Raw genomic sequence first — 12,829 nt, 5'->3', positions numbered from 1 at the left:
AAGTTTTAGAAAAAATAGGCGGAATATTTACAGTTTTGCATTTATTCTTTAGAAAAAATAGCTATTGGAATGATATAATAAATAGATATATTGCTTTTGTTGGATGTTAAAATGTTTTAGGAGAGATATCATTGAAATATTTTACAAGAGATTGGTATAAAGAAATGCAACTTTCAGGATTTGTACATTTCATAGAATCAATAGAAAAATGTAAAGAAATAGATCCCGATTATTTACAAAGTTTGAAAGATGAAGTAGAAGAAAGGAAAGAAGATTTATTAAATTATCTTCCTGAAACGCTACATTCATACTTTTATAACAACACTATTGATTCAGAATATCCCCCTAATGAATTAAAGAAACTTTTGTTAGAGTGGACAGCAGATTATGAAAAAAAGAATGACACAATTAGATCAATCATACTTAGAATATTTTAATTCCATTAAGAAAAAACTTCCGTCAAACGTTGTTCAATTACATGAATTCTCACTGCATGATAGTGTGATTAAAGTAGTAAAGTGTAAGTCAGAATATACTTTGTCTATCGTATTAGATTGCACTGGTACTTTTAGGAATTTCAATAAACTTCAAGTTTCTTTTACAGGAGTGACCAAATGTTCTATACCTGAAAATTTTGAAGGTGCTTGGTGGCTATACCATGAAATAGAGCTTACTGAAGACGGTTTCGAACTGGGTGTTTTATTTGACTGTCCATTTAGAGAAGTGACGATTTGTGCAACGAATTTATTACTTGAAAAGAAATAATATCATGCCTTTAAATTACAAATGTTTGACATGATGAAAAAATGAAGATATTGTAGATACATGAAGTCTGCAATAGGAGCCGTATTATGAAATATTCTAAAGCTACAAATTACGCTCTTCACACAATGCTTTTTCTGGCAGAGGCTACGCCAAATAAGTTAGTTAGTGTTCATCAGTTAGCGGAAATGCAGAAAGTTTCACCAACATACTTATCTAAAATACTAACTAAATTGACGAAGGAAGGCATGATTCATTCATCATCAGGACCTAAAGGTGGTTATTCACTTAGCAGTAATTGGGAAGATATCTCTTTTTTAGATATTATACATGCTATTGAAGGAAAAACATCATTGTTTGAATGCTGTTTACATCAGGAACCTGGATGTTTAATTAATGAAGTAATGCTTGCGGCAGAGGAAAAAATGGAAGAAGAGTTACGAAATCAAAAAATCGTAGATCTTGCGAAAAAAATAAATGTGGATTTTTAATCCGCTTTTATTTTTAAATTAATTAAGGATAAAAAGACTCTTTAATATCTATAATTATAGTTAAATGAGTTAAGCTTATTCATGGAGGATGTTTATTTATGAAATGTATTGACTGTGCAGTAATAGGTGCAGGTCCAGCAGGGCTTAATGCAGGTTTAGTTTTAGGGAGAGCTCGTAAACAAATAGCGTTATTTGATAATAAAACGAATAGGAATCGTGTAACGCAAAAGTCTCATGGATTTATTACACATGACGGGATTAAACCAGAAGAGTTTAAGGAATTAGGGTTAAATGATTTGAAGAAGTATCCATCGATTCATTATTATGAAAAAACAGTTTTAACGATAACGAAGCAATCGACTGGTTTATTTGAGATTATGACATTAGATCATAAAAAATATTTGGCGGAAAGAGTTTTATTAGCAACAGGTATACAGGAAGAATTTCCATCCATCCCTAAAGTACGGGAATTCTATGGAAAAAGTTTATTTAGTTGTCCGTATTGTGATGGATGGGAATTAAAAGACCAACCTCTTATTATTATTTCTGAAAACGAAGATTATACGTTGCATATGACAAAATTAGTTTATAACTGGTCTACGGATTTAGTAATCGCAACAAATGGTAATGAGTTAAGTAAGCCTTTCATGGATGAACTGTGTAATAAAAATATAAGAGTTATTACAGAGCCTATTCGTTCACTACAAGGTGAAGAGGGTTATTTAAAGCGAGTAGAGTTTCATTCAGGTTTGCACATTGAAAGAGCCGGTGGATTTATAGTACCTACTTTTTTTAGACCAAATCAATTTTTAGAACAACTTGGTTGTGAACTGCAAAGTAATGAAACTTTTGTAATAGATGATTTTGGTCGTACTTCAGAAAAAAATATTTACGTAGCAGGAGAAACAACGACTCAAGGTCCATCGTCGCTAATTATTGCTGCATCACAGGGAAATAAAGCGGCGATTGCTATTAATAGTGATATTACAGATGAGCGGTTCTAACTAGCATTTAGAAGGAGGAGAAGAAGATGAATAACATGTGGGATGATCGATTTAAATCGGATGAATATTATTATGGGGAAGAACCTAATACGTTTATTCAAGAACAAGCATTTCGTTTAGCAAATTATAATAAAGTAATAGCTTTCGCAGAGGGAGAAGGTAGAAATGCTGTTTTTCTAGCAAGAAAAGGCCACGAAGTGACTGCTATTGACTACTCTGAGAGTGGATTAGAAAAAACAAAAAAGTTAGCCGAGAAGTATGACGTAAACGTGCATACAAAAAAGGTAGATTTATTAACTGATAGTTTGCCAGATAATGAATTCGATGCGGCAATTATGGTATTTGGACATTTTCATGCTGACAATCAAAAAATGGTATTGAATAAAATGATTTATACGATTAGGCCTGGTGGATTAATAATGTTTGAAGTTTATTCGAAAAAACAATTAAATTATGGTACTGGTGGGCCAAAAGATATTGATATGCTGTATGATCCAATTGATATTCTTACTTGGTGTGAAGGGCATGAGGTTATTCATTTCTTTAATGGAGAACAAGAGCGAATTGAAGGGAAAGGACATACTGGCTTAGCTCATGTTATTCAAGTTGTTATTAGAAAATCAATATAAATGTTATTGGAAGTTGAATACTTGAATGTAAAAAGACCAGTCATTTAAGACTGGTCTTTTTATTTAGATACTAGATTATCAAGCTTCCAATATGTATTTGTTAATGGAGCAACTTTACTATCAATATACAAATACATGTTATTTAAGTCTTTAGGAGAAGTTTTCATTTCAAATACAACGTCAGTAGTTAAAGAGAATTCGTGTGGAACATTTTTATAGTGCTCGTCACCTATCGGATGAGCTTCACCTTCATATTTCTGACCAGTTTTTTCATCTTGTATGAAATATTTTATTTCCGAAAGATCAATAGTTTGTCCATCGTCTCGAACATTATTAATCATAACACGAGTTGTTAGGCGCCACTCTTTGTCTATTTTTTCAAATTTTGCATTTTCAACTGTTGCTCTATAGTATTCATTTTTAACAATTTCCCCATAATGCATTGCGTTTTTTTCAAAAGTGCTTTTTTCTTTTTTGGGTGTAGAATTACCGTTACATCCTGCCATGATTCCTGTAAATATTAATGCTGTACAAGTTACTTTAATTATAGATTTCATAGTAATCCCTTTCTGTATTAAAAAGTAAAACATAGGAATAATTTTACATCAATAGGAAGGTAAATGGAAGTATGTTTGTGGAATATGCAAATATACATTTATTTCGTTTTCAAGTTAATCGGATAGAAATAGGGAGAAAAACTGTATAAAGCTGAATAAATAAGAATTGAAAATATTGTAATACAGAAAAAGCATGCATATAATTAAAATAAAGATTAAATTTCTGAATCTTCAATAATGGTGGTGATAACATGTTTACTGAAGAGCGTAGAGAGAAAATTTTAGAGTTACTTAAGAGAGATGGAAGAGTAATCGCAAAGGATCTTGCGGAAAGTTTTGATATGTCTATTGATTCTATAAGAAGAGATTTGTCTATTATGGAGAAGGATGGTTTATTAAAAAGAACGCACGGAGGTGCAGTTGAACTTACGCGAGTGAGAAACTTAGCTGCCGAACCATCGAAACGTTATCGTGATAGTTCAATAGATGAAGATGCGATTGCGAAAGTTGCTGTATCCTACATACAAGAAGGAGGTTCCGTTTTTATTGGAGGGGCTTCCATTCATTATGCCATGTTAAAGTATTTACCTGAAACATCATTTACAGTTATTACGAATGCTTTAGAAATTGCTAGTAAGTTACGGGAATATAAGAACATTGATACGTACTTAATTGGTGGAAAAGTGAAACCATCAGGAAATATGACAGATACACTTGCCTCTGAATTGATAAGTAGATTCTCTATTGATCTTTATTTCTCTACAGGTGGCGGTATTTCATTGAATGGTATAAGTACTGCGACACCGGAAGTTGCTTATTTTGGAAAAACAGTAAGTAAAATTGCTAGAAGAAATATTTGTTTAGCTCCTCATACTAAACTTGGAATATACTGCTTTATAAAAGGAGAGTCACTAATAGAAATTGACCTTATAATAACAGATGAAGGGGCTAGTAAAGAAACGATTCAACAATTTGAGAAACAAGGTAAAGAAATTGTAATAGCGTCAATAGACCTCATTTAAAAGGAGTTTGAAATGATTATAAAAGGACAAGAGTTTCATACGAATGGATTAACTTATACAGTTCGTTCTGCAGTTCAAACGGATGCTGAGCAGTTATCGGAAATTAGAGTTCAGATCGATGGAGAAACTGAGAATATGGATAGAGAAGCTGGAGAGGGATTTATAGATAAGATAGGGTTTCAAAAAATAATAAAAACAGATAGTGAAGAGATGAAGAATCTCTTTTTAGTTGCAGAAGTGCACAATCAAATCGTTGGATTTTCAAGATGCGAAGGATCAAAGTTGAAGAGATTAGCCCATAAAGTAGAATTTGGTGTTTGTATTTTAAGAGAGTTTTGGGGATATGGAATGGGTAAGAGTCTATTGCAACAATCTATTCAGTGGGCTGATGAAAATGAAGTGAAAAAGATATCATTGCAAGTGTTAGAGAAAAATGAAAAAGCCATCCAACTTTATAAAAAATTAGGTTTGGAGGTAGAAGGTATTCTAAAAAATGATAAAAAACTGTCGGATGGTAAGTATTATAATACGGTAGTAATGGGAAGGTTTACTGATACTTTTCATAAAAGAGGTGAAGAAGTATGTTTTACAGAAGGAAATACTATGTAGTAAAAAATGAATTCATAGAAATATTTAATGATCATTTCAATGATACTAATTTACCTAATCAAATAAAATATGGTTCTCGTTTAATAGGACGCTGGATGAAAGATAATAATGATGGTACGACTGAAGTATTTGCAATATGGGAATATGATAGTTATGAACAGTATAAAGAAATTGAATCAAAAATTAGAAGCGACAAGATACATGTTAAAAGAATACATGATTGGTATGAAAAACATGGCGGGAAAGAATATGTTTTACAGGAGTACATATTAGAGTTAAAAAATGAAGAGTTAGTATGTACTGTAAAGTGATAGAGAGGTGAGGAATAATGGGAATTAAAACAAAATTATATTTTAGTTTAGCATCCACCATTTTATTTGCAATAGCGGTGATAGTTTTCTTTATAAACGGCAATCCACAAAAGTGGTTTTGGTTAAGTATTTTCTTTGCGTCCATTATACAAAATATAGTTCTACTAAAAAAGAATAAAGAAGGTCATTAAGATATTCAAATTATTAACATATTTGTGTCATCTTTCTAGTTGTATTGAAAACGCTTTTATTCAGTTTTATAATAAAAGTATGTTTTATAAATCTCCAAAACAATTAATAGGGGAGATGATACAATGTTAGCTTCACCGTTTTACTTACATACATGGAAAAAGTTTGTTGATGAAGGAGTCCTTGATTCGAACCGTATAAACGAAAGAATTTCAGAGTCATGGCATCGATGTAAACAAGCAAATGTGAATCCTCATATGAATAAAGGTCAGAAAATTTTGTCTTCTGATATTTTTCAGGATCAAAAGAAAAAGAGTGAAATCTTCCTTGATATAGCAATACCTCAAATACAAAATATGAGAAAAACCATTGATGAACTGCAAATGATGGCATTATTAATTGATCCAGATGGTTATGTTCTATCATTAAGTGGAAATCAGCAAACGTTGAAACGAGCGAAACATATTAATTTTATTGAAGGTGTGAAATGGACGGAAGCAGCTGTTGGTACAAATGCGATAGGAACAGCGTTACAGATTGAAGAGGCTATTATGATAAGTGGTACAGAGCATTATTCTGTCGCATCTCATAGCTGGAGCTGTGCGGCCTCTCCGATTCATAATGATGATGGGAAATTAATTGGTGTTCTAGATTTCTCCTGTCCAATTGAGTTTTCACATCCATATATGCTCGGAATGGTAACTTCGATCGCGCATGCGATTGAACGTGAATGTAGTATTCGAGTACATCAAAATGAACTGCATTTAATCCATCGTTTTTTAGATGTAATTGACAGTGATGAACAAGTTGTTATTTGTAACCATCGTGATGTTATCGTTTCTGCGAGCAAGAGGGTTCGTGAACGAGTATGTAATTGGTCACGAATGAAACTTGAAGATTTAATGCACAATGGATTGAAACCTAAATTAGAGGTACCGGTATATAGTAATGATAGAATGATTGGGAAATGTATTTACTTAAAGGAAAATAAACAAGAAAATTTATTTTCTACTTACCCGTTTATAAACGGAATTACTTTCCCTGGAGTTATTGGGACAAGCAGCGTATTTCAACATACTTTAGAAGAAATTAAGCTTGTTTCACCAACTGACGCTAGTGTATATGTTTGTGGAGAAACAGGTGTAGGGAAAGAATATGTAGCGAGAGCGATTCATGAAAATAGTCCAAGAAAAAATGGTCCTTTTATAGCTGTTAACTGCGGTTCATTACCGAAAGAATTAATGGAAAGTGAATTATTCGGTTATGCTGAAGGTGCGTTTACAGGTGCGCGGCGCCAAGGATATAAAGGGAAATTCGGACAAGCAGATGGAGGAACAATATTTTTAGATGAAATTGGTGAAGTACCGCCAGAGATGCAAGTGGCATTATTGCGTGTTTTGCAAGAACGAACAGTAACCCCAATTGGTAGTTCAAAAGAGGTACCAGTAAATATTCGTATTATTACTGCGACACATAAAGATTTACTACGATTAGTAGAAGAAGGGAAATTCCGTCAAGATTTATATTATCGTTTACATGTTTATCCGCTATATGTTCCGTCCTTAATAGAAAGAAAAGAGGATATTCCGTACTTCATACAACACTTTTGTGAACGAAAGGATTGGAATGTTGTATTTCCAAAGAGTATTTGTAATCAATTTTCACAGCATACATGGCCCGGAAATATTCGAGAATTATTAAATGTATTAGAACGCATATACATTTTTTCGCAAGGACGGGAAATATGCGAAAAACAAATCTCTTTTTTATTACAAACAATGATTGGAAATCAACATCAACTTGAAATGCAAGCAGAAAATAAAACGGAGCATACATTAAATTTCCGTGAAAAAATACAGCGTGATAGCATGATTGAAGCGCTAGAAAAGACGAACGGAAATGTTTCATTAGCTGCAAAACTAATAGATGTGCCACGCAGTACATTTTATAAACGTATGCAAAAATTTAGGCTATAAAAGTAGATTTTTGTAATCTACTTTTTCTTTATGGGCTCACGTTCTGTCGGAATGTGCGCTTGCCAGGGAAATAATAGAATAATTAGAAAGAAGATTTCCTGAAGGGGGTTAGCATGTGAAGTATATTGAAATTGGAATCGGGAATAGGTGGTTCATTCGAACGGAAACCGAAAATAAAGATGGAACTGAATTCGAGGAACGAGGAATTATTAAACCAATTTATTTTGAGTCTTTATATGTACGGATTTGGTTTCGGAAAACGTGTTTTATTTTTGATACGAAAGAGGGCTTTAAGAAAGTAAGAAAAAGTAGAGCTGAGTATAAGTTTATTGTTGGAATGGTGAGTAGGTTAAAACAATAGAATCAAATAGGGGGTGTTTTTATGATTAGAATTATCACATTCATACTCGCTTTTATTATAATGGGCTATTCTATTTACAGTTGGAATGATGATTCGAAGCAAAGTATGCTCATTTTACAATTACTTTTAGGTTTTATGCTTGCCGGTATGGGGATACACAACGTTAAGAAGGATGAAAAAGAGAATAAGAATATGGGGCTTTTGCTATTACTTACATCACTTTTTTGTATTATTGTATCGTTAATAAAATATTTTAAATAAACCGTTACTAAGCATATTGAGTAACGGTTTTTTGAGGTTATAATGTGCTATTTATATAACCCCGTCGTATACATTACCGTTAAAGTATGTACAATTTCTTCTAATTCTAGTTCTTTATCATTTTGCACGATTGTCCAAAGAAACGTTTCATTCATAGAGAACCAGCCGCATGCGACAATCTCTTTATTTAACTCAGTTCGTACTAATTCATTTTCCTGGGAATGGGTGATGTCTTGTATAATCCGTGTTACAAAGCGTTCGCGAATCTCATCCCATTTTTGACGTATTTCTTTTGAGGTTCTTATTGCTTCTTCAACAACTTGTAATATAGCTCTTTCTTCTTGTGCTAACTGTAAAAAAGCGCGCACTTGATTCTGAATCATATCTAGTGCTTCGGCCTTTGTTTGAGGGGAAAAAGAGCGATCAGCAATATCATAAAAGCGATTCATAACATCTTCCATCAAAACGACGAGGAGAGCATCTTTGTTTTTAAAATATACATATGCTGTTCCATAACCAGTTTCTGCATGTTTAATAATTTGCGTGATTGTAGTTTTTTGAAATCCGTTTTTTATAAACATAGTATAACCGGAATGTAATAGTTTCTTTTTTGTTTCTAAGGAGCGGTGTTTTCTTGTTGAAAGAGTAGAATTTTTCAAGGAATCACCTCTTTATACTGAAATATCTGAAAATATAATTGTATTGTAAAAGAAGTTCGTATATAAAGTCAACTGACATAATATCATTGACGTTATATCAATTTAAGTGATATATTTCAATTAGTTAGAATAAAAAGAAAATTAAAAGAAGGTGACACCATGTATAAAGAACCATTTCAACCAACTTATGAGTATGCGCTTGAATGTGATAAACATGATGAACTGAAAGATTTTCAATCTGAATTTTATAAAAAAGAAGGAACAATATATTTAGATGGTAACTCTTTAGGGTTGCTTTCAAAAAGAGCAGAGAAATCGTTACTTACCTTGCTAGATTCATGGAAAGAGTTTGGGATTGATGGATGGACTGAAGGTGAGCATCCATGGTTTTTCCTTTCGGAGAAATTGGGTGAATTGACAGCACCTCTTATTGGATCTTTACCGGAAGAAACGATTGTAACCGGTTCCACGACTGCGAATATACATCAAGTTATTGCGACGTTTTATGAGCCGAAAGGAATACGAACAAAAATTCTTGCGGATGAATTAACTTTTCCGTCAGATATTTATGCACTTCAGAGTCAAATTCGTTTAAAAGGCTTAGATCCAGATGAACATTTAGTACGAGTGAAAAGCCGAGATGGAAGAACACTTTCTGAAGATGATATTATTCATGCGATGACCGATGATATCGCTTTAATATTATTGCCTTCTGTACTATATAGAAGTGGACAAATTCTTGATATGAAGCGATTAACAGCTGAAGCTCATAAACGTGGTATTCATATCGGTTTTGATTTATGTCATTCAATCGGCTCCATTCCGCATCATTTTAAAGAGTGGGATGTAGATTTCGCTGTATGGTGTAATTATAAATATTTAAATGCAGGTCCTGGTGGTGTTGCAGGCCTTTATGTAAATAATAAACACTTTAATAGACTCCCAGGATTATCTGGTTGGTTTAGTTCTAGAAAAGATAAGCAATTTGATATGGAGCATTCATTAACTGCGGCTGACCATGCTGGAGCTTATCAAATAGGGACACCTCACGTATTAAGTACTGCACCATTAATCGGTTCTCTTGAAATTTTTAAAGAAGCTGGTATTGAAAAGTTACGTGAAAAATCATTACATATTACGAGATATATGCTTGATTTAATTGAACATGAATTAAAAGGCTTTGAATTTACAATTGGAAATCCATTAGAGGATGAAAAACGAGGCGGGCATATTTATTTAGAACATGCTGAGGCGGCGCGTATTTGTAAAGCGTTAAAAGCAAATGGGGTTATTCCAGACTTTAGAGCTCCAAATGGAGTTAGACTTGCGCCTGTTGCTTTATACAATACGTATGAGGAAGTATGGAACTCTGTACAAATTTTAAAGAAAATTATGAAAAATGAAGAATATAAAAACTTTGAAAATAAGCGAGAGGTTGTGGCGTAAGCATGAAAACATCGCAGTGGATTGATATTTCACAACCGCTAAATAATGATATCGCGACATGGCCAGGGGATACACCGTTCTCGTATGAAGTTTCATGGTCAAAAGAAAACAGTGGTTCAGTAAATGTCGGAAAGTTAACGATGAGTATCCATACAGGTACTCATATTGATGCACCTTTTCATTTTGATAATGACGGTAAGAAGGTGTTGGATTTAGATATTCAAGTTTATGTTGGCCCAGCGCGAATCATTGACGTTTCTAATCTTGAAAGCATCGGGAAAAAGGAATTAGAAAACTTTCATTTAGAAGGTGTAGAACGATTGTTATTACGTACATCTTCACATGGTAAAGCAAATGAATTCCCAGATGTAATCCCTCATTTACGCGCAGATATTGCAGCCTTTCTTTCTGAAAAGGGAATTCGTTTAATCGGAGTGGACGTACCATCTGTTGATCCTTTAGATGATAAAGAACTAGCAGCACATCATCAATTATTTAAACATGGAATTCACATTTTAGAAAATGTCGTACTCGATCACGTAGTAGACGGCGATTACGAACTTATTGCATTACCACTTGCATTAACAGATGCGGATGGGAGTCCAGTTCGAGCTGTTATTAGACCAATATAAGTAGAAATGAACACAAAGGGGCGTTTGGCTAATATGAAAGAAAATGAAAAGGTAATTATGGAAAAAGGGATTCATACGGATTTTAAGGAGAATATGACGTATGGAGAGTATTTACAGCTAGATAGCTTATTATCTAGTCAACAAAGATTATCAGATCATCATGATGAAATGTTATTTATCGTTATCCACCAAGCGAGTGAGCTTTGGATGAAATTAATTTTACATGAATTGAATGCTGCAATTGAATCTATTAAACAAGATAAATTACCACCAGCTTTTAAAATGTTAGCACGTGTATCAAAAATTCAGTCGCAAATTATTCAATCTTGGGATATTCTTGCGACATTAACACCATCAGAATATATTGAGTTTCGTGATTCACTTGGTCAGGCTTCAGGTTTTCAATCGTATCAATATCGAATGATTGAATATGCACTTGGTTATAAAACACCACATGCATTAAAGATTTATGAAAAGGACCCAGAATTACATGCTCGTCTTCATAAAGCACTTCATACACCAAGTTTGTATGATGTGGCGATACAAGCGCTTGTTAAAGAAGGATTCCCAATTCATAAAGATGTGTTAAATCGTGATATTACGCAGCCTTACGAAGAGGATGCAACTGTAGAAGCGGCTTGGATAGAAGTATATGCGGACGTGCAGAAATATTGGGATTTATATCAGCTTGCAGAGAAATTAATCGATATTGAAGACTGGCTACAACAATGGCGTTTCCGTCATATGAAAACGGTAGAACGAATTATTGGTCATAAAATGGGAACAGGTGGCTCTTCTGGCGTATCTTATTTAAAGCGAGTGCTTGATCAATGCTTCTTCCCAGAGCTTTGGAACGTTCGAACGAAATTATAAAAATAAACTTGTCAGCTATTAAATGCTGGCAAGTTTATTTTTTTGTTTTAATAACAAATATGATTTAATAGAGAGAACGAGATGAACTACAAATATTACATAACCGTTTAGATGGAGGAAGATTTCTTGAATTTCGAGCAATTACAAAATAAATTTGAAAAGAAAAAGGTTAATACATTTCTTGTTTATCAAAAGGGGGAATTAACGACTGAGTACTATAAAACGATAGACTGTGCAAATGACTTATTTAAAATTAATTCGATTACAAAAAGTATCGTATCTATATTAATTGGTATCGCAATTGATAAAGGATTTATAAATAATATACATACACCAATCACAACATGGATTCCCAATGTACCGGAGAAAAAAAGGGAATTAACACTGTATCATTTATTAACGATGACAACAGGAGAAGATTGGCAAGAATTCGGCAATGGGGTTGTTTTCCCAAATGACTTTGTGGAATCAGACAATTGGGTGCAATACATTTTAGAAAAGCCGTTCATTGAAGAAATGGGTACGAAAATGAATTATAATTCAGGTTCTTCTCACTTACTTAGTTACATCATTCAAGAATCAACTGGAATGTCGACGGAGCAGTTCGCGAAAAAGTATTTATTTGATCCATTAAACATTACGGAATATGAATGGCAACAAGACCCGCAAGGTGTATATGTCGGGGGATTCGGTATGAAAATGAAATCTATAGATTTATTAAAGTTAGGAAAATTATGTTTGCAGAATGGATATTCGAAGGGAAATGAAATTATATCATCGAAATGGTTAGAGCAATCAAGTACAGCTCTATTTGAAACGTATGAACATGTCGGGGCATATGGATATCACTGGTGGGTGTTAAATAACGAAAGATTTCACATACCGTATTGTATGTATTTTGCTATGGGATACGGAGGGCAATACATTATTATCATTCCACAGTTAGAGATCGTAGCAGTAATTAGTAGTCACATGCCTAAACGTGGCCTCGTACCATTAAAGTTATTTATAGAGCATATAAAAGAGAATTCCAATCATAAATAAGAA

15 protein-coding genes and 1 pseudogene are annotated in these 12,829 nt (G+C 33.3%); 14 read left to right on the top strand and 2 right to left on the bottom strand.

Going from position 1 to position 12,829, the window contains the following annotated elements:
- Positions 1–131 precede the first annotated feature (131 nt).
- The 4 genes and pseudogenes from MHH59_RS13920 (at position 132) to MHH59_RS13905 (ending at position 2,886) form a co-directional block, all read left to right on the top strand.
- Positions 132–765 (top strand): annotated as a pseudogene (locus tag MHH59_RS13920) (DUF4085 family protein).
- Positions 766–851: 86 nt separating this feature from the next.
- On the top strand, positions 852–1,253 hold the full coding sequence (locus tag MHH59_RS13915) for an Rrf2 family transcriptional regulator (RefSeq protein ID WP_002127709.1): 402 nt from the start codon (positions 852–854) through the stop codon (positions 1,251–1,253).
- A gap of 98 nt (positions 1,254–1,351) precedes the next feature.
- Positions 1,352–2,257 carry an NAD(P)/FAD-dependent oxidoreductase gene (locus tag MHH59_RS13910; RefSeq protein ID WP_003189881.1) on the top strand — a complete coding sequence of 302 codons (906 nt, stop codon included), beginning with the start codon at positions 1,352–1,354 and terminating at the stop codon, positions 2,255–2,257.
- Between the two features lie 26 nt (positions 2,258–2,283).
- Positions 2,284–2,886: a class I SAM-dependent methyltransferase gene (locus MHH59_RS13905; RefSeq protein WP_001062014.1), complete on the top strand. Its 603-nt coding sequence runs from the start codon at positions 2,284–2,286 to the stop codon at positions 2,884–2,886.
- A 59-nt stretch (positions 2,887–2,945) separates the two neighbouring features.
- Here the strand turns inward: MHH59_RS13905 and MHH59_RS13900 are convergent, their stop codons facing one another.
- On the bottom strand, positions 2,946–3,443 hold the full coding sequence (locus tag MHH59_RS13900; protein ID WP_000835754.1) for a hypothetical protein: 498 nt from the start codon (positions 3,441–3,443) through the stop codon (positions 2,946–2,948).
- 251 nt (positions 3,444–3,694) lie between these two features.
- On the opposite strand from MHH59_RS13900, the gene MHH59_RS13895 reads away from it, so the two are divergent.
- From MHH59_RS13895 to MHH59_RS13870, 6 genes are all read left to right on the top strand, one after another.
- Positions 3,695–4,465, top strand: a complete 771-nt coding sequence (locus tag MHH59_RS13895) for a DeoR/GlpR family DNA-binding transcription regulator (RefSeq protein ID WP_340851534.1) — start codon at positions 3,695–3,697, stop codon at positions 4,463–4,465.
- A gap of 12 nt (positions 4,466–4,477) precedes the next feature.
- Positions 4,478–5,074 (top strand): GNAT family N-acetyltransferase, encoded by a 597-nt coding sequence (locus MHH59_RS13890; protein WP_002013071.1) that lies wholly within the window; start codon positions 4,478–4,480, stop codon positions 5,072–5,074.
- The gene (locus MHH59_RS13885) at positions 5,047–5,385 is read left to right on the top strand and encodes an NIPSNAP family protein (RefSeq protein ID WP_002127705.1); all 339 of its coding nucleotides are present in this window, start codon (positions 5,047–5,049) and stop codon (positions 5,383–5,385) included. The genes MHH59_RS13890 and MHH59_RS13885 overlap by 28 nt, the downstream gene beginning before the upstream one ends.
- A 314-nt stretch (positions 5,386–5,699) precedes the next feature.
- Positions 5,700–7,550, top strand: a complete 1,851-nt coding sequence (locus tag MHH59_RS13880) for a sigma-54-dependent Fis family transcriptional regulator (RefSeq protein WP_087996161.1) — start codon at positions 5,700–5,702, stop codon at positions 7,548–7,550.
- A gap of 115 nt (positions 7,551–7,665) precedes the next feature.
- On the top strand, positions 7,666–7,911 hold the full coding sequence (locus MHH59_RS13875) for a DUF3977 family protein (protein WP_000873838.1): 246 nt from the start codon (positions 7,666–7,668) through the stop codon (positions 7,909–7,911).
- A 21-nt stretch (positions 7,912–7,932) separates the two neighbouring features.
- A complete protein-coding gene (locus MHH59_RS13870; protein WP_002165667.1) occupies positions 7,933–8,172 on the top strand; it encodes a DUF3953 domain-containing protein in 240 nt (79 codons plus the stop codon).
- 47 nt (positions 8,173–8,219) lie between these two features.
- Here the strand turns inward: MHH59_RS13870 and MHH59_RS13865 are convergent, their stop codons facing one another.
- Positions 8,220–8,831: a TetR/AcrR family transcriptional regulator gene (locus tag MHH59_RS13865; RefSeq protein WP_016127093.1), complete on the bottom strand. Its 612-nt coding sequence runs from the start codon at positions 8,829–8,831 to the stop codon at positions 8,220–8,222.
- 159 nt (positions 8,832–8,990) lie between these two features.
- Here MHH59_RS13865 and kynU point away from each other — a divergent pair, with 159 nt between their 5' ends.
- The 4 genes from kynU to MHH59_RS13845 all read left to right on the top strand — a co-directional run bounded on the left by kynU (position 8,991) and on the right by MHH59_RS13845 (position 12,826).
- On the top strand, positions 8,991–10,277 hold the full coding sequence (gene kynU / locus MHH59_RS13860; protein ID WP_002168240.1) for a kynureninase: 1,287 nt from the start codon (positions 8,991–8,993) through the stop codon (positions 10,275–10,277).
- Between the two features lie 2 nt (positions 10,278–10,279).
- A complete protein-coding gene (gene kynB, locus MHH59_RS13855; protein WP_002065849.1) occupies positions 10,280–10,909 on the top strand; it encodes an arylformamidase in 630 nt (209 codons plus the stop codon).
- Between the two features lie 33 nt (positions 10,910–10,942).
- Entirely contained in the window at positions 10,943–11,782 is an 840-nt protein-coding gene (kynA, locus tag MHH59_RS13850) for a tryptophan 2,3-dioxygenase (RefSeq protein ID WP_002127699.1), read from the top strand.
- A gap of 126 nt (positions 11,783–11,908) precedes the next feature.
- Positions 11,909–12,826 carry a serine hydrolase domain-containing protein gene (locus MHH59_RS13845; RefSeq protein ID WP_340851527.1) on the top strand — a complete coding sequence of 306 codons (918 nt, stop codon included), beginning with the start codon at positions 11,909–11,911 and terminating at the stop codon, positions 12,824–12,826.
- The last annotated feature ends 3 nt before the right edge of the window (positions 12,827–12,829 follow it).

The organism is Bacillus sp. FSL E2-0195 (genome assembly GCF_038003645.1).
Lineage (GTDB): Bacteria > Bacillota > Bacilli > Bacillales > Bacillaceae_G > Bacillus_A > Bacillus_A mycoides.
The sequence above is the reverse complement of the archived record's forward strand: the minus strand, read 5'-3'. Positions and strand labels throughout refer to the sequence as shown.

Coding starts and splice junctions, on each gene's coding strand:
- MHH59_RS13915 (WP_002127709.1), top strand. CDS start 852: ATGAAATATTCTAAAGCTACAAATTACGCTCTTCACACAATGCTTTTT.
- MHH59_RS13900 (WP_000835754.1), bottom strand. CDS start 3,443: ATGAAATCTATAATTAAAGTAACTTGTACAGCATTAATATTTACAGGA.
- MHH59_RS13905 (WP_001062014.1), top strand. CDS start 2,284: ATGAATAACATGTGGGATGATCGATTTAAATCGGATGAATATTATTAT.
- MHH59_RS13880 (WP_087996161.1), top strand. CDS start 5,700: ATGTTAGCTTCACCGTTTTACTTACATACATGGAAAAAGTTTGTTGAT.
- MHH59_RS13890 (WP_002013071.1), top strand. CDS start 4,478: ATGATTATAAAAGGACAAGAGTTTCATACGAATGGATTAACTTATACA.
- kynA (WP_002127699.1), top strand. CDS start 10,943: ATGAAAGAAAATGAAAAGGTAATTATGGAAAAAGGGATTCATACGGAT.
- MHH59_RS13895 (WP_340851534.1), top strand. CDS start 3,695: ATGTTTACTGAAGAGCGTAGAGAGAAAATTTTAGAGTTACTTAAGAGA.
- MHH59_RS13870 (WP_002165667.1), top strand. CDS start 7,933: ATGATTAGAATTATCACATTCATACTCGCTTTTATTATAATGGGCTAT.
- MHH59_RS13910 (WP_003189881.1), top strand. CDS start 1,352: ATGAAATGTATTGACTGTGCAGTAATAGGTGCAGGTCCAGCAGGGCTT.
- MHH59_RS13885 (WP_002127705.1), top strand. CDS start 5,047: ATGTTTTACAGAAGGAAATACTATGTAGTAAAAAATGAATTCATAGAA.
- kynU (WP_002168240.1), top strand. CDS start 8,991: ATGTATAAAGAACCATTTCAACCAACTTATGAGTATGCGCTTGAATGT.
- kynB (WP_002065849.1), top strand. CDS start 10,280: ATGAAAACATCGCAGTGGATTGATATTTCACAACCGCTAAATAATGAT.